The 21,524-nt window shown below is 68.5% G+C and carries 19 protein-coding genes, 1 pseudogene and 1 riboswitch; of the genes and pseudogenes, 8 read left to right on the top strand and 12 right to left on the bottom strand.

Features of this window, described 5'->3' with window-relative positions:
• Positions 1-10: 10 nt before the first annotated feature.
• Positions 11-220, top strand: coding sequence for a hypothetical protein (locus tag HUA75_RS34025; RefSeq protein ID WP_141642329.1), 210 nt, complete (start codon positions 11-13; stop codon positions 218-220).
• A 220-nt stretch (positions 221-440) separates the two neighbouring features.
• Here the strand turns inward: HUA75_RS34025 and HUA75_RS34030 are convergent, their stop codons facing one another.
• Genes HUA75_RS34030 through HUA75_RS34040 form a run of 3 tightly spaced genes read right to left on the bottom strand, consistent with a single transcriptional unit; the run spans position 441 to position 2,565 of the window.
• Positions 441-965: a gamma-glutamylcyclotransferase gene (locus HUA75_RS34030; protein ID WP_141642328.1), complete on the bottom strand. Its 525-nt coding sequence runs from the start codon at positions 963-965 to the stop codon at positions 441-443.
• Positions 966-976: 11 nt separating this feature from the next.
• The gene (locus HUA75_RS34035) at positions 977-1,570 is read right to left on the bottom strand and encodes a GbsR/MarR family transcriptional regulator (protein ID WP_141642327.1); all 594 of its coding nucleotides are present in this window, start codon (positions 1,568-1,570) and stop codon (positions 977-979) included.
• On the bottom strand, positions 1,567-2,565 hold the full coding sequence (locus tag HUA75_RS34040; protein WP_141642326.1) for a polyprenyl synthetase family protein: 999 nt from the start codon (positions 2,563-2,565) through the stop codon (positions 1,567-1,569). Before HUA75_RS34040 ends, HUA75_RS34035 begins: the two co-directional genes overlap by 4 nt.
• Positions 2,566-2,885: 320 nt before the next feature.
• Between HUA75_RS34040 and HUA75_RS34045 the strand changes: the two genes are divergently transcribed.
• Entirely contained in the window at positions 2,886-4,280 is a 1,395-nt protein-coding gene (locus tag HUA75_RS34045) for an MFS transporter (RefSeq protein WP_371746265.1), read from the top strand.
• 26 nt (positions 4,281-4,306) lie between these two features.
• Here HUA75_RS34045 and HUA75_RS34050 read toward each other — a convergent pair whose 3' ends face one another.
• On the bottom strand, positions 4,307-5,839 hold the full coding sequence (locus HUA75_RS34050) for a methyl-accepting chemotaxis protein (protein ID WP_174488751.1): 1,533 nt from the start codon (positions 5,837-5,839) through the stop codon (positions 4,307-4,309).
• Positions 5,840-6,036: 197 nt separating this feature from the next.
• Here HUA75_RS34050 and HUA75_RS34055 point away from each other — a divergent pair, with 197 nt between their 5' ends.
• The gene (locus tag HUA75_RS34055) at positions 6,037-6,993 is read left to right on the top strand and encodes an alpha/beta fold hydrolase (protein WP_141642323.1); all 957 of its coding nucleotides are present in this window, start codon (positions 6,037-6,039) and stop codon (positions 6,991-6,993) included.
• 10 nt (positions 6,994-7,003) lie between these two features.
• Here the strand turns inward: HUA75_RS34055 and HUA75_RS34060 are convergent, their stop codons facing one another.
• The gene (locus HUA75_RS34060) at positions 7,004-7,333 is read right to left on the bottom strand and encodes a hypothetical protein (protein ID WP_174465178.1); all 330 of its coding nucleotides are present in this window, start codon (positions 7,331-7,333) and stop codon (positions 7,004-7,006) included.
• An 82-nt stretch (positions 7,334-7,415) separates the two neighbouring features.
• On the bottom strand, positions 7,416-8,774 hold the full coding sequence (locus tag HUA75_RS34065; RefSeq protein WP_174462188.1) for an amidohydrolase: 1,359 nt from the start codon (positions 8,772-8,774) through the stop codon (positions 7,416-7,418).
• A 196-nt stretch (positions 8,775-8,970) separates the two neighbouring features.
• Here HUA75_RS34065 and HUA75_RS34070 point away from each other — a divergent pair, with 196 nt between their 5' ends.
• Positions 8,971-10,032, top strand: a complete 1,062-nt coding sequence (locus tag HUA75_RS34070; RefSeq protein WP_141642320.1) for a hypothetical protein — start codon at positions 8,971-8,973, stop codon at positions 10,030-10,032.
• Between the two features lie 9 nt (positions 10,033-10,041).
• Here HUA75_RS34070 and sugE read toward each other — a convergent pair whose 3' ends face one another.
• From sugE to HUA75_RS34090, 4 genes are all read right to left on the bottom strand, one after another.
• Positions 10,042-10,368 carry a quaternary ammonium compound efflux SMR transporter SugE gene (gene sugE / locus HUA75_RS34075; protein WP_141642317.1) on the bottom strand — a complete coding sequence of 109 codons (327 nt, stop codon included), beginning with the start codon at positions 10,366-10,368 and terminating at the stop codon, positions 10,042-10,044.
• An 18-nt stretch (positions 10,369-10,386) separates the two neighbouring features.
• A riboswitch (guanidine-III (ykkC-III) riboswitch) is annotated at positions 10,387-10,456 on the bottom strand.
• A gap of 68 nt (positions 10,457-10,524) precedes the next feature.
• Positions 10,525-11,553: an ATP-grasp domain-containing protein gene (locus HUA75_RS34080; protein ID WP_174488752.1), complete on the bottom strand. Its 1,029-nt coding sequence runs from the start codon at positions 11,551-11,553 to the stop codon at positions 10,525-10,527.
• 2 nt (positions 11,554-11,555) lie between these two features.
• On the bottom strand, positions 11,556-12,626 hold the full coding sequence (locus tag HUA75_RS34085) for a putative zinc-binding metallopeptidase (protein WP_141642315.1): 1,071 nt from the start codon (positions 12,624-12,626) through the stop codon (positions 11,556-11,558).
• 92 nt (positions 12,627-12,718) lie between these two features.
• Positions 12,719-14,467: a SulP family inorganic anion transporter gene (locus HUA75_RS34090; protein WP_174488753.1), complete on the bottom strand. Its 1,749-nt coding sequence runs from the start codon at positions 14,465-14,467 to the stop codon at positions 12,719-12,721.
• A 214-nt stretch (positions 14,468-14,681) separates the two neighbouring features.
• Here HUA75_RS34090 and HUA75_RS34095 point away from each other — a divergent pair, with 214 nt between their 5' ends.
• The 3 genes from HUA75_RS34095 (at position 14,682) to HUA75_RS34105 (ending at position 18,303) form a co-directional block, all read left to right on the top strand.
• Positions 14,682-15,398: an outer membrane beta-barrel protein gene (locus HUA75_RS34095; RefSeq protein WP_141642313.1), complete on the top strand. Its 717-nt coding sequence runs from the start codon at positions 14,682-14,684 to the stop codon at positions 15,396-15,398.
• Between the two features lie 139 nt (positions 15,399-15,537).
• Positions 15,538-17,373, top strand: coding sequence for an aspartate:alanine exchanger family transporter (locus HUA75_RS34100; RefSeq protein WP_141642312.1), 1,836 nt, complete (start codon positions 15,538-15,540; stop codon positions 17,371-17,373).
• 9 nt (positions 17,374-17,382) lie between these two features.
• Positions 17,383-18,303, top strand: coding sequence for an HAD family phosphatase (locus HUA75_RS34105; RefSeq protein WP_174488754.1), 921 nt, complete (start codon positions 17,383-17,385; stop codon positions 18,301-18,303).
• A 101-nt stretch (positions 18,304-18,404) separates the two neighbouring features.
• Here HUA75_RS34105 and HUA75_RS34110 read toward each other — a convergent pair whose 3' ends face one another.
• Positions 18,405-19,163, bottom strand: coding sequence for a DUF5953 family protein (locus HUA75_RS34110; protein WP_174488755.1), 759 nt, complete (start codon positions 19,161-19,163; stop codon positions 18,405-18,407).
• 1 nt (position 19,164) lies between these two features.
• A complete protein-coding gene (locus tag HUA75_RS34115; protein ID WP_174488756.1) occupies positions 19,165-20,070 on the bottom strand; it encodes a DUF6310 domain-containing protein in 906 nt (301 codons plus the stop codon).
• Positions 20,071-20,165: 95 nt separating this feature from the next.
• Here HUA75_RS34115 and HUA75_RS47155 point away from each other — a divergent pair.
• Positions 20,166-20,351: pseudogene (locus tag HUA75_RS47155) on the top strand (IS3 family transposase); the annotation flags it as partial.
• Between the last annotated feature and the right edge of the window lie 1,173 nt (positions 20,352-21,524).

Genomic DNA, 21,524 nt, shown 5'->3' on the forward strand with positions numbered 1-21,524 from the left:
GGAACGCACGATGGCCCGAAAGAAGATCGCCGAGGGATATGGCGGCACCAGCGAGCAACGCCAGCGGCAGCTTCAGGGCGACAGCTTCTCCGAGCGTGCGCCACACACCCCGGCTGAATCCGAGGCCACCCGGAGCACCCCGGACAAGGATGGAACGATGGTCACCGTCCACCCGCTCGAGAACGAGGACGAGGACGACCTCTGGCGCGGAAAACCGTGACCGCCTGGCCTTCACCAGCCCCTGGCGATTGGCGAGCGTCTGGCGAGCTCAAGCGCGCATGAAGAGGAAGTACAGCAGCGCGCTCAGCACCACGGAAACGAGGATGCTGCCCAGACAGCCCAGTCGGTTCGAGAAGAAGAAGAACATGGACGCGGGAAGAACCTAGGCACCGCCGCCCGGAATGGCACGGTGCCCCGCCTCCCCTCGCGTCCGGCCGCCGTCAGGCCCCGCCGCGCTTCAGCCGCTCCACGTAGTCCGCCGGGAGCCCGGCCGCCTGCGCGCCCCGCACCAGGGCCTCCACGAAGCGAGGGCTCACCGGGCCGTCCTGCGCGGCACGCCTCGGGTTGGTGACGAAGGCCGTGGCCTCCACCTCCTGCCCGTCCACGAGCACCTTCACCGCGCGCTCGACGCACATGCCCGTCACGAAGCCTTCCTTGTGCTGGACGATGGGCCAGTCCTGGCCGCGAATCTCGAACAGGCGCCCGAACACCTGGCCTCCCGTCGCATCCGCCAGCCCCGCCACCCGGCCGCCCCACCAGCGCGACGGGAAGTCGTAGACCAGGTCCACGTCCACCGCCTCCGCCAGCCGCCCTTCCGGCAGCTCGAAGAACCCGTACGAGTGCTGCTGCTTCCACTCGTCGAACGCGGCCCGGTCCAGGATGGTCGAATACGCGAAGTACAGCCGCTTCGCGTTCGGGTCCGCGCCCTCGCGGGCCTTCATCACCTGGTCGTAATGCGAATCCATGTGTGTCCCCTCTACCGCTCGTTCCGGCGCGACGCGCCGTCCCGGAACACCGCCAACACCCCGGACACGTCCAGCCGCGACGTCTTGATGAACAACCGCAGCGCCCGCTCCACGTGCTCGGCCAGCGTGGCCATCTTCTCCAGCCGCTCCAGCCGCTCGCTCGGAACTTCGCCCGCCATCTCCGCCAGTCGCCGTGCCTCGGAGAGGTCCGCGCGGATGCGCGCCACGAAGCCCGCCTCGCGCTCCTCGATGACGTGCCGGACCATCCGCACCAGGTCCGTCTCCGCGCCGTAGCGCCAGACGGTGTCCTGCGGCAGCCGCACCCGCTGGATGACACCCCAGCGCTCCAGGTCTCGGAGCAGCATGGAGACGCCACCCTTGGACAAGTCGAGCTCGCGCTCGATTTCGCCCGCTGTCAGAGGCTCGCCCCGCAGGTACAAGAGCGCCCACACCCGGCCCTGGTTGCGCTTGAAACCCCAGAACTCGATGACATTGCCCACCGCGTCCACCGCGATGGCTTCCCACGGCGCCAGCCGGCCCTCGATGACCGGCGCGTCTGGGCTGCCCGGGCTCCCGTGTCCCCCCGTCCACAGGTAGCCCTTCATGCGGCCCGCCCCTGGACTTGCTCGGCGATTCCCGCCGACAGCTTGCGCGCCCAACCCACCAGCTCCGCGCCCGCGGGCTCGTGGGCGAAGTGGCCCAGCTTGTCCAGCGCCGCTTCAATCTCCACGTTCATCCGCGCCATGGACGCCTCCACCGCGCCGGTGGCCTCGATCGCCGAGCCAATCTCCTTCGTCCGGTCGGGAGTGATCGTGGAGAAGGCCCACGCGTCCTTCAGCTTGCGACGCAGGCTCTCGTCCTTGGCCACCGCCAGCAGGATGGGCATCGACGGCGTGCGCGAGTGCACGTCCGCGTACCGCGGCTTGCCCACGTCCGTGCCCAGGATGTCGCGGATGTCGTCGGCGATCTGGAACGCCACGCCCAGGTGACGGCCGAACCCGTCGAAGCGGTCCACCGCCTCCGGCAGGTTGGCCAGCGTCGCCGCCGCGTGTCCGCACCAGCCGAACAGCGAGCCCGTCTTGCCCTCGGCGATGAAGCGCAGCCGGTTGAGCGGCAGGTCCAGGTCGCCGCGCGCCTCCACCTCCGCGATGGCCGCGCGGGTCATCTCGGAGACGACCGACAGCGCGGACAAGGTCAGCCGGGAGTCGAGCTGCGCCAGGTGGTGCAGGCCGGTGGACAGGATGAGGTCTCCGCTCATCACCGCCACGATGTTGCCCCAGCGCGCGTTCACCGTCGGGCGGCCCCGGCGGAACATGCCCGCGTCCACCACGTCGTCATGCAGCAGGCTGGCCGAATGGATGAGCTCCGCGGCGACCGCCACGTCCACCAGCCGCTCCGGCGCGACACCCACCGCGCCGCCGAACAGCCGCACCAGCATGGGACGCGCGCGCTTGCCACCCGTGCCCACGCACAGGTGCCGGGCCGCTTCCATCAGCGTGTCGCCCTTCACGTCGGGACCGGCGTTGCCATCCACCAGCATGCCGTTGAGCCGCTGCTCCACCGCCGCCAGAAAGTCCGTGAGCTCCCGAGCCAGTTCCATGTGCGCCGTTCTCCTCGGACGTTCATATAGTTCAAGACCGCTTGAACTGCACCTGATTCCAGCGTCCCCTCCGGCCAGGGGGGCAGGCGGCTGAAGTCGCTTGGGGTCCGAGCGGGCGACCCAGGGGGAGACGGGGTCGGATTGAGGCGCCTGGCCGAGCCGTGCGACAGACGGAGGGCCCCCGCTCCCTCGTTGCAAGGACCGCGTTGAGCCCCCCCGCTGCCTTTCGTCGCTACGTCCTGAGCAGCTTCGCCTCGCTCGCCTCCGGCGTTCCCCTCTTCCGGCCGGGCTCGTCACTGCCCGGGTCGGCCGCGCCGCTCATGGGCGCGCCCCCGGCGGACAGTCCGGACGGCCTCTCGCACACCCCCGCTCGAAGGTTGCGCGCGACGCTGGGCGCCTCCGTGGTGGAGGGCATGTTCACGGAGGTCTTCACCGCGTGCGCGGGTGCCACCGTGCTGACGGCGTGGGCCATCGCCTTGAAGCTGGGGCCCCTGCTGGTGGGCGTGATGACCGCCCTGCCCTTTCTTGCCCAGTTCGTGCAGTTCCCGGCGGCGTGGCTGACGTCCGCGTTCGGTCACCGGCGCGTGGCCCTGACGGCGGTGTGCCTGTCGCGGCTGGTGATGTTCCCGCTGGCGATTCTCCCCTGGCTGGAGCTGGAGCTCGCGGCGCGGCAGCACGTGCTGCTCGTGGTGGCCGGGGCGTCCGCGCTGCTGGGCGTGGTGGGCAACAACGCGTGGGTGGCGTGGATGGGGGAGCTGGTGCCTCGCGCGGTGCGGGGACGCTTCTTCGGACGGCGCACCGCGCTCACCACCCTGGCGGGCACCCTGGCCTCGCTCTGCGCGGGCCTGTTGATGGACCGCCTGCGGCCCAGCGAGGGCCTGGGCGTGGCACTGCCCCTGCTGGCGCTCGGCGCCTGTGTCATGGGCGTGGTGACGACGCTGCTCATGGCCAGCCAGCATGACCCCGCGCCGCCGGGCACCACGCCCCGACTGGAGCTCAAGGGCGCGCTGGTGCCGCTGAAGGACCCGCTGGCGCGGCGCGTGCTGACCTACCAGGTCGCCTGGAACGCGGCGGTGGGAGTGTCCGCGCCATTCTTCGCGCTGCACAGCCTCCAGAACCTCAAGATGACCTTCGTCATCATGGCGCTGCACGCCGCGGCCGTCGCGGGGGTGCGCATCCTCACCGCGCCGCTGTGGGGGAAGATGATCGACAAGGTCGGCGCGCAGCCCGTGCTGATGGCGTGCTCGCTGGGCATCGGCGTCATCCCCGCGCTGTGGCTGCTGCCCTCGGCGGGGACGCTGTGGCCCCTGCTCTTCGACGTGCTGCTCGCGGGCGCGCTGTGGAGCGGCCACGGCCTGGCCATCTTCGCCCTGCCGCTCAGCGTCGCGCCGCGCAAGGGTCGGCCCTTCTATCTCGCCGCCTTCGCCACGGCCGGAGGACTGGCCTACTCCGTCGCCGCCGCGCTGGGAGGCGCCATCGCCTCCGCCCTGCCCGAGACGTTCATCCTCGGCGGCAAGCCCTGGGTGAACCTGCACGTCCTCTTCGTCGTGTCCTCGGTGGCCCGGCTCGCCGCGGGCCTGCTCGCAGCGCGCCTCCCCGAGCCCGGCGCCCACCCCGTGACGTCGATGAGCGCGCTCGTGTCCCGGCTGTTGCCTCGAACACGCGCCTCCCGCGTGCTGGCCCCGCCGAGCACCGGGAGTCACCGCCCGGGCTGAGCCTCGTGCCTCGCACCCGTCGCTGCTCAGACGCGATAGGCCCGCACCACCTCGGCCACACGCTCGGAGAGCAGCTTCAGGGACACCGCGGATTCATTGGTGGCGGAGATGCGCGTCACGGTATCCCCCATCAGCGAGTTCAGCTCGTTGACGGCGGTGAAGATCTGCTCGATGCCCGTGGCCTGCTGGCTCACCGTCTGCGCAATCTGCCGCGCGGCGGCGGTGCTGTCCTGGACGATGGTGCTGAGCTGTCGCAGCGTGTCTCCGGATGCGCGCGCCTGCGTCAGCCCCGCCTCCATCCGCTGGGTTCCCTCGGCGGTGATCTGCACCGTGCCGGCGATGGCCTCGCCGATGTCGGAGAGGATCTTCCGCACCTGGTTCGTCGCGCGGATGGACTGGTCCGCCAGGGCGCGAATCTCCCGCGCCACCACCGCGAAGCCCTTGCCATGCTCGCCCGAGCGCGCCGCCTCGATGGCCGCGTTCACCGCCAGCAGGTGCGACTGGTCCGCCAGGTCCTTCACCGTCTCGGTGATTCCGCCAATCTGCTGCGTGCGCTCGCTCAGCGACATGATGCGCAGGGTGATCTGCTCCACCTGGGAGCGCAGGTCCACCATGCCTTCAATGCTCGCGGAGACGGCGTCCTCGCCAGACTTCCCCAGCGCCTCCGCGCGTTCGGCGACCTCGATGACGGACTGCGCGGAGCTGGAGGCCAGCAACGCCGTCTGGCGGATCTCCTGCGCCGTCACCTGCGTCTCCTGGAGCGCGGCGGCCTGTCGGGTGACCATCTGGTTCTGCTCGGTCGCGGACTCGTTCAACCCCATCACCGAGTCGCTGAGCAGCTCCGTCGACGAGTGGAGCTGATGCAAGAGGTCCTTCAGCTTGCCCACCAGCAACCCCACCGCGCGCGCCAGGTCGCCGACCTCGTCCTGGGTCGAGACATGCACCGGCTCTCGCAAATCGCCGTGCTCGGCGATGCGCCGCACGGCCCCGGTGAGCGCGATGAGCGGCGCGACGATGCGGCGGCTGATCCCCCACGCCAACCCCATCAGCACCACCAGCGCGGCCAGCAGCACGATGCGCAGGTTGCCCACGATGCCATTGATGTGGCCCCGGGCCTCCGTGCGATTGAAGCCCACGTGCACGGTGCCCAGACCGCCGGGCACCGGCGCCGCCATGTCCAGCAGCTCCACGTCCTCGGCTCGCAGCGGCGTGCCCTCCTTCGTCGCGGCCAGCTCGGAGACGTGGTCGCGCAACATCTGCGCGTGGCGGCCCGACACGCCCACCAGCGCGCCCTTCGCGTCCACCAGCGCCACGTACGCCAGCGCGCCCTCCTGCGCCACCGCGTCCAGCGTGGGCTGCACCTCGCCCTGTTCGCGATTGCGCAGCAGGTCCGCCATCGCCGCGGCGAGCGCCGTCGGCACCGCCGCGCTCATCGAATGGCCTTGCTCCTCGAAGGCCTCGCGGAGGCGCGGAATCGTGTACCCCACCGAAAGCAGGGCGAAGAACAGCGCCACGACGAGCGGCGCGAGGATGATTTTTTGAGAGAGAGTGAATCGCATCCGAGCACGAGGGAATGCAGGGCGAACGCGGCGCGGCCATTGTGGACGCGTGACTGGCAATGGCGCAACCCCACCCGCCGTTTCATGAAGACACACATTGAAGCAAGGGTCCGTCGGCACCCCAATCCGTGCTCGCCGGTGCCTGACTCGCCGTCTATCTTTCGCGGCGGCTCGCCGCTCCAGGAGAAAATTGCACCATGAAGCTTCGTCGCAAGGTCCTCATCACCGTGCTCGTGCTCCTCGCGGGGGTTCTCGCGGCCAGTCTTCGTCTGGACGTTTCTCCCCAGGAGCTGGAGGCGCGCTACGCGACAGCGCCTTCGCGCTTCGTGGAGGTGGATGGGTTGCGCATCCACTACCGGGACCAGGGCCAGGGACCCACGCTGCTGCTGCTCCATGGCTCCAATGCCTCTCTTTTCACCTGGGAGGGCTGGGTGCGTGAGCTGTCCGAAAACTACCGCGTCATCACCCTGGACCTTCCAGGGCACGGACTCACCGGGCCGGACGCGCGGGGGCGATACACCGCGGACGCCATGGTGGAGGTGGTGGAGGCGTTTCGCGCGCGCCTGGGGTTGGAGCAGTTCGTCCTGGGAGGCAACTCCATGGGTGGCTCCATCTCCTGGCGCTATGCCCTGCTCCATCCGCAGCGGGTGACGCGGCTGGTGCTGGTGGACGCGGCGGGTTTTCCGCGCGACACGCCCGCGCCGCTCGTCTTCCGGCTCATGCGCGCGCCCGTCGTGGGAGAGGTGCTGTCACTCTTCTCCCCGCGCTGGGTCATCGACCGGAACCTGCGGGCCGTCTACGGAGAACCCTCGCGCGTGACGGAGGCGCTGGTGGAGCAGTACCACGCGCTCCTGCTGCGAGAAGGCAACCGGACCGCCACTCGCGAGCGGATGCGGGCCGGCGGAGACGACGCGCGCTGGAAGCAGTTGGGGGAGCTGCGCATGCCCACGCTCGTCCTCTGGGGCGCGAAGGACGCGTGGATTCCGCTGGAGCACGGCCAGCGCTTCGCCCGGGCCATCCCTGGGGCGCGGCTCATCGTCTATCCGGAATTGGGGCACGTCCCCATGGAGGAAGACGCCGCGCGCACCGCGAGGGAGCTGCGCGGCTTCCTCGAGGCGTCCGCGCCCGCGCCGACCGGGCACGGCACGCTCTGAGCGAAGGCCCTCACCCCGGGGAGCGCGTCGTCGGAGGCCGCGAGGCGCCCTTCGCGGAGGCGCTTCGCTCGCGGGTGATATCCAGCAGCGTCACCAGCCGGCGCCGTGCGTCCACGACGTAGTGGACCGTCAGCTCCTCCACCTGGAACGTGGCCGGCTCCGGCGTGGGTGTCGCCAGGGCCGCCACGCCCTCCAACCGGGCTTGGATGTCGCGGTAGCGTTCCTGGGAGAGCCGAGCGACCTGGCTCCAGGCCGCCGCGGCGATTTCCACGGTGTAGGGTCGATGGGTGTTCCGCTGAGACTTCATGGCGGTGGTGGCATAGAGCAGGCCGCGTGCCACCCCACCTTTGAGGAAAACCGGACGGTTGGCGCCAGGACTTCTTGCGTCCCTGTAGAAACATCAGTCAGCGCCCCCGTGATTTTCAGTGCAGGCCCCGGGGCTCGGCTCCCTTCTTCGGCTCTTCATCCAGGCAGGCAAGGGCCGCCAGCAACATGGACTCACAGCCGAAGCGCAGGCTGTCGACCGAGGGGTCGAAGCGGGAGGAGTGGTTCGGCGGCAGGTTCCGGAGCTTCTCCCAGAGCGTCTTGCCCGCGGCCCGTTTCCACGCCTCGTGGGACGTGCCCCCGAAGTACCAGTAGACGAGCGGCACCGTGGCGCCATGGCTCTCGCCGGACACGCGCCCGTCGAAGTAGGGAAAGTCCTCGCTGCCACTCTGCATGCCGGTGTCGATGATGCGGTCCTCTCCGAACCAGGCCGCGTGCGCGGAGCGAACCCGGGTGAAGTAGGAGTCGTCATTCACCATCACCCGCGTGTGGTGCATCACCTCGATTTCCGGTGGCTTGGGGGAGCGCCCCGCTTCGCACTCCGCCTTCGCCATGCGGGAGATGGCCTCGAGCAGCTGCCCCTGGAGGTCATCGGTCGGCGTGCGCACCGTCAGCTCCAGCACCGCCTCGTCCGGAATCACGTTGGAGCGGGAGCCCGCGTGCAGGCTCCCCACGGAGATCACCGCGCCGCCGCGGGTGATGTCCACCTCGCGGGAGACGATGGTCTGCAGCCTCGTCACCAGGTAGGCGGCGATGACGACGGGGTCCACCGTCAGGTGTGGCTGTGAGCCGTGGCCGCCCTTGCCGAAGATGCGCACCCGCACGTTGGCGGAGGCCATCATGCTGGCGCCCGGATGGTGCCCCACGATTCCCACCTGGAGCGGGCCCACGTGCTGGGCGAGCGCGACGTCGGGCTTGCCGAAGCGCTCATAGAGTCCGTCGCGCAGCATCGCCCGCGCGCCCTCGAGCGTCTCCTCCGCGGGCTGGGCCACCATCATCAGCGTGCCGCGCCAATGATGCTGTGAGTGGGCGAGCAGCTCCGCCACCCCCATCAGACAGGTGATGTGGACGTCATGTCCGCACGCGTGCATCACCGGCACCGTGCCGCCGTGCGAGTCCTTCACCCGCACGCGGCTCGCATCCGGGCGTCCCGTCTTCTCCTCCACCGGCAGCGCGTCCATGTCCGCGCGCAGCAGCACGGTGGGCCCCGGGCCGTTGCGCAGCACACCCACGACGCCGTGACGGCCCACCTCCTCCGTCACTTCATAGCCGCTGTGCCGCAGCCACTTCGCCACCTTCGCCGCCGTCTGCTGTTCCTGCATGGACAGCTCTGGGTGCGCGTGCAGATCCCGATAGAACGCCTCCAACCGTGGAGCGAGCTGCTCGTGCGCGAGCGTCAGGTCGGGACGCCAGGCGTGCGTGGGCTCGGTCCGTTGCAAGGTCTCAGTCACTTCCATTCCACATCCTCCCCGATAGCGGCGGGAAGATGCCCCTCGCCTGGCGGACGGAGAGCGACAGACACACGAACGTTGGCGTCAATGTCCGTGGACCAACGGGCTTGCCGTCAGGCGTCGGTTCGCTGTCCTCGCCGCGACGCAGACCGGGCGCGCGGGGCAATGGTCTTGGGTGGCTGTGTTCCCCACGTTGCCGTAGATGAAGACCGCCATCTTGAGTCTGGGAGTGTTGTTGAGCCTCGGCGCGAGTCCCGCGCTGGGAGAGTCCAAGAAGGACGAGGCCTGCACCGAGCCATGCGGCGCGCGCTCTCGCCAGCTCAAGGACCACACGTTCCTCTTCCCCATGCTTCAGGGGAGTGCGTTCGTCACCACCAACGTGGGCATCCGGGAAGGTCTCGCGCGCTATGACGTCCCGGATGTCCCGGTGAACGACCTCGAGCCGCGGGACGTCCTGCTCACCGGTATCCAGCAGACGCTGGACCTGAGCCTGGGCGTCACGGACTGGCTCGGCTTCACGGGCTTTGGCAGGGCGACCATCATCACCGGCTCCAACGCGGATGGGCTGCTGGCCTCGGGCGCCTCGGTCGACCTCGTCGGACAGCTTGGGGGTGTCGTGCGGATTCTGCGCAGCGATACGAGTGGAACGCAGCTCTCGTTCCGAGCGAACTACGGCTACAACCGGGGTCGGGAGATCACCCTGCTCCCGCTCATCAACGCCATCGTCGATTCGCCCGCGGTAACGGTGGGGGGCATCATCGATGGAGACCTGGGTCAGCTGCTCTTCGTGCCCCGGAAGGAATCCAGCGCCAAGGGCGGCCTCTACGTGGCGCAGTCTTTCGGACGGGTGTTCTCGCTCCAGGCCTCCGGGGCGGCGGAGTATGCGTGGCAGACGCGCCGCCCGTTCGACAGTGTCGCGGGAGGGCGGTTCGAGCAGAACACCCACGCGCTTCGCGTCTCCCTCTCGCTGGCCGCGACGCTGGACATCTACCCGGTGACGGCGGTGCCGCTGGCGGTGATGGGCGAGTACGTCTTCCGCACGGGGTTCCAGGAGAGGGTGGGCCAGGATGACCGGACCCTGAAGGACAGCACGGCGGCGCTGGGCATCTACTACTCCGGCCGAGCCAACCTCCAGCTCGGCCTGGGCGCGGTGAGGACCTTCAACGCCGAACCGCGCCCGGGCCTGGGTGAGAGAGGCCGCAGCCTCGAATCCGGCGAGCCCTCCTTGTCCTACGGAGAACTCATCCTTCGCTACGTCTGGTGAGCACGGACCTCAGTGCCCCGCGCCGCTGGTGGCCTTCAGTCCGATGATGGCGACCAGGAGCATGGACAGGAAGAGGATGCGCAGCGGGGAGATGGGCTCGTGGAAGAGCACCACGCCCAGCACCGCCGCGCCGAGCGCTCCGATGCCCACCCACACCGCGTAGGCCGTGCCGATGGGCAAGGTCTTCGCCGCCGTGGACAGCAGGAACATGCTGGCGACGATGGCCACGCCCGTGAGGACGCTGGGGACAAGACGGGTGAAGCCCTCGGTGTACTTGAGGCCCACGGCCCAGCACACCTCGAGCAGCCCCGCGATGAGGAGAATGATCCACGCCATGACGTACGACTCCTGAGATGAGCGTCGTCTTGTCGTGACCGGGTACGGCGCACCTCGTCCGGGCCCGCTGTCCCCTCCCTGGGAACAACGGACGGCGAGGTCTATAGCGCCTCGCCCCTCCGGCTTCAACGTCCTCTGGCCCCCGGAGATTCCCCCTCACACCCGCGGCACGGACTGCGCCTCCGTCACGGGCACGGCCTTCATGCGCGGGGACACCTGCCGCTGCATCGCGGTGTCGGCGATATGACGGATGAGCGCGGGATACGACAGCCCCCGCTCCCGCGCGCCGAGCGCCACCTCGCACTGCGCCTCCAGGTAGGGATTCGGATTCACCTCCAGGAGATAGGGGTCCTTCGTCCCACTGGAGAGCCTGAAGTCGATGCGGGCGTAGTCGCGCAGCTTGAGCGCCCGGAACGCGGTGATGGCGGCGCGGGAGACGCGCCCCAGCAGCTCATCCGACAAATCCGTGGGCAGCACCAGCCTCGGGCTGCCCGCGGTCTCCGGGCCGAACTTCACCTCGCGGTTGGCGATCTTCATCCGCTTGCGGCTCCACTTCGCGCCGAAGTCCAGCTCCACCACCGGCAGCACCTCCGGCCGCGTGGGGTCGCCCAGCACGCCCACGTACAGCTCGCGCCCTTCGATGAACTCCTCCGCGAGCGCCTCGTCACCGAACTCCTCTTGAATCCTCCGCACGCGCCGCGCCAGCCCCTCCAGGTCCTTCTCCACGCCCAGCCCCAGCGACGCATCCGAGCGGGCCGGCTTCACCACCACCGGGAAGCGCAGATCGCCGCTCGTCTGCAAGGACGCCCCATCGAAGGTGGCGAACCGGGGCGTGAGCACCCCGTGGTACTGGAGGAGCTGCTTGGTGAGGATCTTGTCCTGCGCCAGCAGCAGCCCCGCCGTCCCAGAGCCCGTGAAGGGCACCCGCGCCAGCTCCAACATCGCGGCGACGTTGACCTCCAGCCGGTAGTCGTCGGCGAACGTCTCGCAGATGTTGAAGACCAGGTCGGCGCGACTGCGGCCCACCATGCGGACCAGGTCGGAGACGCTCTCATCCACGCCAATGGCCACCGTCTCGTGTCCACCCTCCTCGAGCGCCGAGCGGACCTGCCCCATGACAGCGTCCGCCGGCTCGCCCTTCGGCTGATAGTGGAGGACCGCGATGCGCCAGGGGCCCGGGGCCATGTTCACTCCTCGAAGAAGCGGTCGGTGTAGAGGTGATTCATCGCCAGGGCCGTCACGAGCGAGGCGATGCGCAGCGCGGCCTCCCTGCTGTCATCCGGGTGCAGCGTGAGCCCCAGCGACGCGGTCCTGTCCCCCAGGTGGTCCAGCAGCGCCCGCACCACGCTGGGACTGACCCCCGTGTAGTGGCTCACGCTCGACAAGAGCCGCTGCCGCTCGGCGCGAACCAACGTCTCCGCGCGCACCGGCGCCACGCCGGGCCCCTCGAAGATGTCCTCCAGGAACTGGTCGAACGCGTCGCGCAGCTCCAGGTCCACCTTCTGGTCCAGCTCCCGCTGCCGATAGTGGTCGAGGACCGTGCCCTCCATCTCCTCTGTCGTCAGGTCCGGCTGGGCCAACTGCACGCGCGGTGGCGTACGGCCCAGCCGCCCCACCGTGTCCTCCACGTACTGGAGCTTCCGCAGCGCGCCCCAGCCCTGGTAGCGCTTGCGCCAGTCGCTGTCCGGCGTGAGCCACACCGCGAAGGTCTCCGCGAAGTCCTCGTCCGGGTGCTTCTGCGCGTACCAGCCCGCGATGTGGTGGACGTAGCGCCGCGAGAAGGGCCGCGCCTTGTAGTCGTCGCGGTACGGTCGCGAGTAGTCGCCGAACTGCTTGCGCCACTCCTCCGTCTCGTAGAGCTGGTGGGCGTAGTTGAAGGCGTGCCCGGCCTCGTGGCGCAGGTACATGAGGATCTCCCCTTCCGTCTCCACGCCGCCGCCCAGCTCCGCCTCGATGGAGTGCAGGTCCGGGTCCGCCAGGTAGAACGGCACGCCGATGACGGGCACGCCGGAAGGACAGCCCCACTCGTCGGACAGGTAGCACTGGGGCTTGAAGGAGATGCCTCGCGACTCCAGCTCCGCGTAAAGCTGGTCGATGTGCCGCTCCAGTGGCGTCCCCGCCAGTCGCAGCGACAGGTCCTTGATGCGGGCCTGCAGCAACTGTTCACGTCGAGGAGGCAGTCCGCCGCGTCCGTCTCCCTGCTGCGCCGGGTGCTTCTCACGCAGGGGGAAGGCGGGATGGGAGGGAGGAGTCCACATGCCCTCTTCTAGATAAGAAGCCCCGGGCCAGGCGGGCAGCCCTTCAGCGCGCTCCAAGCGGGCAACCAATCAAGGCCCCGCTGAGCCGCGCGTCAGTGGGAGGCGGGGGGCGAAGGTGGCTCGGACCCGGCGCTCGTGCCTGGTCCGCGTTTCTGGAAGCGGGCCACGGCGGCCTCGACGGTGAGATAGACGTTCTCCTCGCCCAGCCGCTCCATCATCCCCGTGCGCCGCAACATCCCGCGCAGCGGCGCGTTCGCATCCGCGATGACCAGGACGATGCCCTGGGCCTCCAGTTCGCGGCGCAGCTTCTCCAGGCCGTCGGCGGCGGTGACGTCCAGGTCGAACACCGCGCTCGCGTCCAACACGACTTCCTTCACGGGGGGCTTCGCCCGAGCGACCAGCGCGCGAAGCTGCTCCCGGAGGTGGCGGGCATTGGCGAAGAACATGGGCGCGTCGAAGCGATAGACGAGGAGGCCCGGAATCGTGTGCGTGCCCGTGTGTCGGCTGACGTCGTGCCAGCCGGGCACGCCTTCACGCTCGCCCAGGACGGCGTCGTGCGGATGCGCCGCGCGACGGATGAGGTCGCCCAGGGCCAGCGCCACGGCGATGAGGATGCCCTGGAGGATGCCCAGCACCAACACGCCGAGCGTCGTCACCACCGCGAGCACCGCTTCCACGCGCCGCACGCGCCACAGCGCGATGACGGCGGCCACATCCATCAGGTACACCGCCGCGACGATGACGATGCCCCCGAGCGTCACCAGCGGGAGGTTCTTGAGCAGCGGCGTGAGGAAGAGCGCGAACACGGTGACCAGCACGGCGGCGACGACCCCCACCAGCTGTGACTTGCCGCCCATGGCGTCATTGACCGCGGTGCGCGAGTCGCTCCCTGTCACCGGGAACCCCTGCGTGAAGGCATTGGCCAGGTTCGCGGCCGCCTGCCCGAGGAACTCCTGATTGCCGTCCAGGTGGTACCGGTGCTTGTCCGCGTAGAGGCGGCCGGTGAGCACGGAGCCGGCGTAGTTGACCAGCGCGAGGCTCAGCGCGGCCGGGAGCAGGACCCGGACATCGGAGAAGCCCACCGAGGGCAGGCCCAGGGACGGCGGTGCGGCGGCGACGGGCCCGACGACCTTCACCCCTCCGTGATGGAGCTGGAACACCTCCGCGGCCACGGTGGTGAGCACCACGAGGATCAGCGGTCCGGGCAGCTTCGGCAGGAAGCGCCGCAGGAGCACGAGGACGACGATGATTCCCAGCCCGAGCAGCAGCGTGGGCAGATGCGTCTTTCCCAGGTTCTGCCCCACCTCCAACACCTGCCCCGGAAAGTCGTTGGCCTTGCGCTCCAGGCCGAACATCCGCGCCAGCTGGCTGCCGATGATGATGAGCGCCGCGCCGTTGGTGTAGCCGATGAGGATGGGTTTGGAGAGGAAGTCCGCGAGCGCGCCCGTCTTGAACAGCCCGGCCGCCAGGCTGATGAGGCCCACCATCAGCGCCAGGAGCGCGGCGAGCGAGGCGTAGCGGGCGGGGTCCGTGCCCGCGACCCCCGCCAGCGCGCTCGCGGCGATGATGGCGGCACCCGCCTCCGGTCCGAGGAGCATGTGTCGGGAGGGCCCGAACAGCGCATAGGCCAGCATGGCGATGGCGCCCGCGTACAACCCGGCGACAGGCCTGACGCCGACGATCTGCGCGTAGGCCAGCCCTTGTGGCACCAGCATGGCGCCAATGGTCAGCGCGGAGAGCAGGTCCGGACGCAGCCAGGACTTCTGATAGCCCCGCACCCAGCTCAGGCCCGGAACGAACCGCCGCGCGCTCCGCCATCCGTCTGTCGCCGTGAGCTTCATCGTCTCGTCTCGCTCCGGTGGGAACCCGCGCTCTGACGGTGCGTCGCTCGTGAATCGTCCGCATGGGCTTCCGGGGAGGGGCAGGCGCCCGGCGGGGCTTCTGCTTGAAGGACGACGGACAAGCCCCACGTGAGGGAGCGACGAGCCCGAAGCGCTCCGGGCCCGCGCGCGGCCACGTCCCCAGCTTCACCCGACTCAGTCAGGAGGACGTCTCATGTCTCGGTTCTTCGTCATGTCCCTGATGCTGACCACGCTGCTCACCGCTCCGCCCGCCCTGGGAGGTGCGTTGAGACAGGCGGCCGAATCCAAGGAGGACTTCATCGAACAGGAGCCACCCGTGGCTGGCAGCTTCACGTTCAACCTGGGCGTGGGCGTCGTCTTCCCACTCTTTGAAACCAACAGCCGGTTCAAGGAGGGCTGGGGCTTCCTGCTCGGCGCGGGCTATCACCTCACCGAGCGCATCAGCCTCCACGCGGAATACCAGTACAGCGACTACGACGTGAAAGAGGGCCTGCTGGCGGACACCAGCCTCTCCGGCGACCACATCATGCAGTACGGAGATCTCAACCTGCTCATCGGCGTCGCGCCGAAAGGACGGCTCGGTCTCTACATCACCGGTGGCCCGGGCCTGTACTATCGCAAGGTGGAGCTCACCCAGTTCGCCGGCGCGGCGCTCGTCCCGGTCTGCGACCCGTGGTTGCTCTTCTGCACCAGCGACGTCGTCCCGGTGGACACCGTCATCGGCTCGCGCAGCACGACGGACTTCGGGTTGAACGGCGGCGTGGGCGTCTCCTATCGCGTCTACGGCCCGATGCGCGTCTATCTGGAAGCGCGCTACCACTACATCTTCGGCCCTGAGTACGACACGCCGACGGGCTCGCGACGGGCGAACGGCCAGTACCTGCCCATCAACCTGGGCGTCCGCTTCTGAGGCCCGCGCCATGACGCCCCGGAGGCCCCGGCGGCCTCCCGGGGCGGGCGCACGATTCCACGCCCGCCTCTCCCCGCGGGGCTCCTCCTGAGAGGAGGGCCACGCACTACCCTGGATTGATATCTGGAGGGACGCTCGCATGAGAAGCCAAGCGCGCCATGCCGCCATTCTCGCAGGAGCCGCCGTCGTCGGGCTGGCTGTCATCGCCTTCGCACAGGGACAGCCGCCGCCTGCCATGCAGCCGCATCCCCACGGCGTCTTCGGCGCCATCCTGGACTACCTGCGCCGTCAGCCCTTCATCCTGCTGTTCCTCGTCGTGGCCGTGGGTTACGCGCTCGGGGAGGTGAAGGTGAAGGGCGTGGGCATGGGCTCCACGGCCGCGACCTTGCTTCTCGCCCTCATCGTCAGCTTCTGGGCCTTCCAGTCCTTCAACATCGAGTACACCCTGCCGGAGTTCACCAGCACGGTGTTCTTCAATCTCTTCATCTTCGCCATCGGCATGAAGGTGGGGCCCCAGTTCCTCGGCGGTATCCACCGGGAGGGCAAGCACCTCATCATCCTGGCGCTGCTGGTGCCGCTGCTGTCGTCGGCGCTCGTCTATGCGTCGCGCTTCTTCACGCACCTGGCGCCGGGGTTGCTGGCGGGTATCCTCTCGGGTGCGAACACGGCCACCCCGGGGTTCGGCGCGGCGCAGGCGGCGCTGGCCAGTGGCTCCGCGGCCCTGTCCGGGGAAGCGGCGCGCCAGGCACCGGGCAACCTCACCACGTCCTACGCGTTCCTCTACTGCATCAGCATGGTTGTCTTCACCGTGTTGATGTCGGTGATGCCGAAGATGTTCGGCAAGGACGCGGTGGCGGACGGCAAGGCGATGGAGAAGGAGCTGGCGGGCGAGGACTCCGCGCCGCTGCCGGGCACCGCGGACTCGTTCATCCGGGGCTACATGCCGTTGGACCTGCGGGTCTTCCGGGTGGAGAACCCGGCGCTGGAGGGGCGCACGGTGGCGGACCTGGACCATGCGCATCCGCGGGTCGCCATCGAGCGCATCTACCACAAGGGGCGCGTCTACAACCCGCCGCCGGACCTGGTGCTCAGTCGCGGTGACGAGGTGGCGATGCTCGGCCCCGTCTCGCTGCTCCTGGCGGGCGGGCCGCGCATCGGGCCGGAGGTGGACGACTCGAAGCTGCGGAACGTGAAGTTCGACACGGTGGAGTTCATCGTCCACAACAAGGACGTCATCGGGAAGACGCTGGGGGAGCTGGCGCTGCGGATGGGCCAAGGCATCTACCTCAACGCGCTCTTCCGGGCGGGTGACCAGCTTCCGGTGAGCCAGGACCAGGCGGTCAACAAGGGTGACGTGCTGCGCATCACTGGCAGCCCCAAGCGGGTGGCGGAGCTGGGCAAGGTGCTGGGGCCGCCGGTGAAGCCCAGCCTGTCCACGGACATCATCACGTTGGGCCTGGGGCTCGCCGCGGGTGCGCTGCTGGGCGCCATCACGGTCCCCATGTTCGGCATCCAGTTCAGCCTGGGCTCCGCGGTGGGGCTGCTCGTCGTCAGCATCGGGTTGAGCATCTTGCGAACGCACAACCCGGCGCTCGGCGGTCCGTTCCCGGAGTCCGCGCGTCAGCTGCTCGAGGATGTCGGGCTGAACGTCTTCATCGCCATCCTGGGGTTGAACTCGGGAGCGGGTGTGGCGCACGCCATCGCGGGCGGTCTGCTGGCGCCCACGCTCATCATCGGCTCCATCGCGGCCTTCGTTCCTCCCATCGTCGGGTGGATGGTGGGCCAGTACATCTTCAAGATGAACAGCGCCGTGTTGATGGGCGCCATCGCCGGAGCGCGCTGCAACAGCGCCGGCATGAGGGCCGCACAGGAGGCGTCGAAGAGCATCGTCCCGGCGATCGGCTATCCGGTGACGTTCGCCATCTCGAACCTGCTGCTCACCCTCATCTGCTACATGTTCGCCCTGATGGGCTGAGAGAACGCCATGAGCGCTCCCCTTCCCTCCTGGAATGACGGCGCGGCGCGCAGGGCGCTGCTGGACTTCGTCGATGCGGTGACCACGGACGGGGCGTCCAGCTTCGTTCGGCCGGAGGACCGGGTCGCGGTCTTCGACAACGACGGCACGCTCTGGTCGGAGCAGCCCATGTACGTGCAGGCCCACTTCGTCGTGGACCGGGTCCGGGAGCTGGCACCCGCGCATCCGGAGTGGCGGAAGCAACAACCCTTCCAGGCGCTCATCGAGGGGGACGAGGAGGCGCTGCGCAAGCTCACGGAGCATGACGCCGCGGCGCTCATCGCGGCGACACACGCGGGGATGACCACGGGGGAATTCTCCCGGACGGCGAAGGCGTGGCTGGCGACCGCGAAGCATCCGCGCTTCCAGCGACCCTTCACCCACTGCATCTACCAGCCAATGCTGGAGCTGCTGGACCTCCTGCGGACGCATGGGTTCGACCTGCACATCGTCTCGGGTGGAGGCATCGACTTCCTGCGGGCGTTCAGCGAGGAGACGTACGGCATCCCCTCGTCGCATGTGATTGGGAGCAGCGGGAAGACACACTTCGACCTGCGGGACGGCCAGCCCGTGCTGGTGAAGCTGCCTGGCCTCACCAGCCTCGACGATGGCGAGGGCAAGCCCATCAACATCCACCTGCACATCGGGAAGCGGCCGGTGCTGGCGTTCGGCAACTCGGACGGGGATCTCCAGATGCTGCAGTACGCGGGCTCGGGAGATGGACCTCGGCTGCGCTTGCTGCTCCACCACGACGACGCGGAGCGGGAGTACGCGTATGACCGCGAGGCGAAGACGGGACGACTGGACCGGGCACTGGATGTCGCAGGGAAGGACGGGTGGACGGTGGTGAGCATGCGCTCGGACTGGAACCAGGTGTTTCCCCAGGGCTGACGGAGCATTCAGGTCGGCGGCGGACGGGCGCGGCGACGCGAAGCCCGCGCAGCGCGTCTCTTTCGCACGGCCGGCGCGGCGTCCCAGGCCCATGAATCGGGTCAGGGCGCTGCACGTCCGCCGATCTCCGGGAACCTCTCATAGGCCCGCAGGAGCGCGTCCAGGTGGGCGGGGTTGTCCAGGTCAAGCGGCGCGTCCGTGAGTTGCACGACCCATCCGCCCGATGCCGTGTGCCGCGCCCGCGACAGCAGCTTGGAATCCCGCCCGGGGTCCGGGAACCCGATGGCCTGTGCGGCAGCGGCAGACCAGTAGTTCAGCCACCCGAGAAAGTGCGGAATCTCAGGCATGGACCTGTCCCATGGGAGCCTGAGCGACGGCAGCCCGTGGGGCGGAGCCTGCAGCTCATCGCCGGGGTGGCGGAACTGTTGCGCCACGATCCCACCATAGCCGTTCGGCGTCGCATGCCCCCAAACCGCGCGAGAGCCCTCCGCTACACCTGCAAGCACATCGACAGCCCCCGCGATGCCGGCTGCGTCGAGTGGCAGGTCCGCATGGATTTCGAAATGCGGCGGACTTCCTGCGGCAAGACCGTTTGGGTTTTCCAGTCCGGCAACCGTCACGGGGTGGTTATCATCATCGTTGCAGAGGAACGGAAACCCTCCGTCTTTGATGTTGGCCGCAATCCACTCGTCGCGCTGGGGCACTGCGATGAGGCCTTCCTTTTCCGACATCGTCCACCCCAAGCGCAAGCCGGGCAGCGCACGTTCCATTGCATGGACAACCGCGGTCGGGCGGTCGTCATGGTCCTTGAGCGCAGGCGCGTGGACGATAACAATGAGGGTTCTTTGAGCGACCGTCATTTCAACACCAATCCATGACAACAACCCTGAGGGTGGGGTCTTCGTCGAACAGCACGGTTCTATGCGCGGCGCTTCGCACTCCAATGATGAAGTCGTACCCGCACTCCCTGGCGAGCTTGGCTTCGCGCCTCAGCTCAGGCAGTTTCATCCTGACAAAGAACCTTTGTGAGCGAGGTGGCTGTTTTTCAAAGTCATCCGTTTTGACATCCCACAGCGTACGGGTGGCGAGCACCAGTCCGTCGAAGTTCTTCCCATTGACAAGCACATCCCAGCCACGGAAGCTGTTGTTCGGAATCTTGTCAGCGCATTGGTTGTGTGGGGCGTTGCCGCCCAAGTGTCGTACCGGGACGGGCCTGCACTCAGGGCGGCGCTCGCGCTCCACTGGCTCGGTCGGTCCTGGAGGGAACCAGTCCTGCCCTGATGGCTGGGGCTTGGGTTCTTGATTCGCTGAAGGCTCCGCTGCGTCCTTTGTTTGGGGCGCGCGATCTACCTCCTCCGAACTGCTTCCTCTCCATTCATACGCATCCAGCGCTTCCTTGATGGCGACTCCCACGACCACCACGCCAACGACGATCACCGTGCCTACGACGATCTCCGGTGCCGCCAGAAGACAGAGTCCGACTCCCAGGGTCACCGCACCCGCCGAGGCAACGGCACAACGTCCCGTCCGGTCCGCGAACCGGATCCGGTCGTGGTCAAGGGCTGCGAAGCACCGCTCCGCGAGCGCGGGCCAAGGCTGGGAAGCCTCACGGACGACGCACCGGCCCCCGTCCCTCCACGGCAACTCCGCTGCCCGCTGGAGGTTGGCGAGCCTCGGGTTCCGCGCTGTTGGCGATTCCCGGCTCGGCGCCGACGTAGCGCAGGCTGAAAGAACAAGCAGAAGCGCGATGCACTCTCGGAGGCGCATGGTCACGGCGTTCAATCAAGCGCGAGGCTGTGGGTCAAGGCTCGCCCGCCCTGGAGCATGCTGAAGGGGACCCCGATTTTCGGACCACCCGCCACCATGGGCCCCCGAGCATCTTCAACACCGACCAGGGTTCCCAGTTCACCGACCGGGACTGGTTGGTGGTGCTCCAGCGCCATGACGTGCGGATCAGCATGGACGGAAAGGGTCGCTGCCTGGACGACGTCTTCGTCGAGCGACTGTGGCGCAGCTTCAAGTACGAGGAGGTGTACCTCGACACGTGGGGCCTGCCAGAATGGAAACCGTCAATCGGTCAATGCGCTGAGTCGCCGTCGATGGGGAGGGGGCTGGCGGAGCTTGGGTGTCATTCCTGTGGGAGTCGTCCGAGCCGTTCGTGCGAAGGTCGGGCGGCAATGGCGAAAGACACCAACCTTCATGGACCAGCTCACAAGCGTCGTACTCTCGTTCGTTGCCTCGGGGCGGTAGCTGTGCTGTTCGTGATGGCGGTTTGGGGGGTTGTCGCTACGCGCCACGTTGGCACTGGTGGGGAGCGGTCTACCGCAGGGCTGCGACAGGAAGGGCGTTTCTCCCAAGTACAGAGCGCGGCCGGACGCACGGACGAGGTGCCTCCCGCCGACCCTCGGCCATCTTCTTTCCGCTCCTGCCGAAAGGATCCCGTGGGGGGATGCGACTATGGCGAGGCCTGCGATTTCACAGTGTACGACCACATGTGCAGTGATGGGCCTTGCGAAGGTCCCCAGAATGGCGACCAGCGCTGTCACCGCGTCTGTGATGACAACGTCTGCTCCAAGGGAGAGACCTGCGAGCAGCGCCTCGTCCATGACAGTGACACTGGCCGCCGGATGCTCCCTCTCTGCATGTGCTCTGGCCTGGGGTTCGGATGCCCTGAGCGGGGACCTGATGCGAAGCCGTGGCCCGCGGAGGGGGGCCTTGAGCCATGGCGGGCGGAGACTGATTTGCCCTTCGACCTCTACTATCACGCTGCCGCCAGCACCCCAGGCCGTGTGTTCGTGTCGGGAGGACTTCGCCGCGTGCCTGGCTCCGACTCCCAGAACGCCGTTGTTCCGGGAGTCTACTCCGCTTCACTCTTGATGAGGGGAATGCTGGGGGAGTGGAAGGAGAGTGGGCGAATGCCGGAGCCACTCATCCGACATGCCATGGCCGTGCATGGGGGACGCCTGTACCTAGCGGGCGGAGAGATTCTAGGTGCGTCCAGGTTTGTAGCCTCTGTGTCCTCTGCACCCCTGCTGGAGGACGGCACTCTAGGCCCATGGAGGACGGAGCCTCCTCTTCCCTCTCCACGCGGAGGGCATGCGTTGGTGGCTACGGCTGAAACATTGTGGGTCGTTGGTGGCTCGCTGGACAGGGCATTCTTCGACGGGGCTTCCACGCTATGGCGTGCGAAGTTTGTCGAGGGGCGCATTGTCGGCTGGGAG

Source organism: Myxococcus sp. CA040A, from assembly GCF_013336725.1.
GTDB classification, from domain to species: Bacteria; Myxococcota; Myxococcia; order Myxococcales; family Myxococcaceae; genus Myxococcus; species Myxococcus llanfairpwllgwyngyllgogerychwyrndrobwllllantysiliogogogochensis.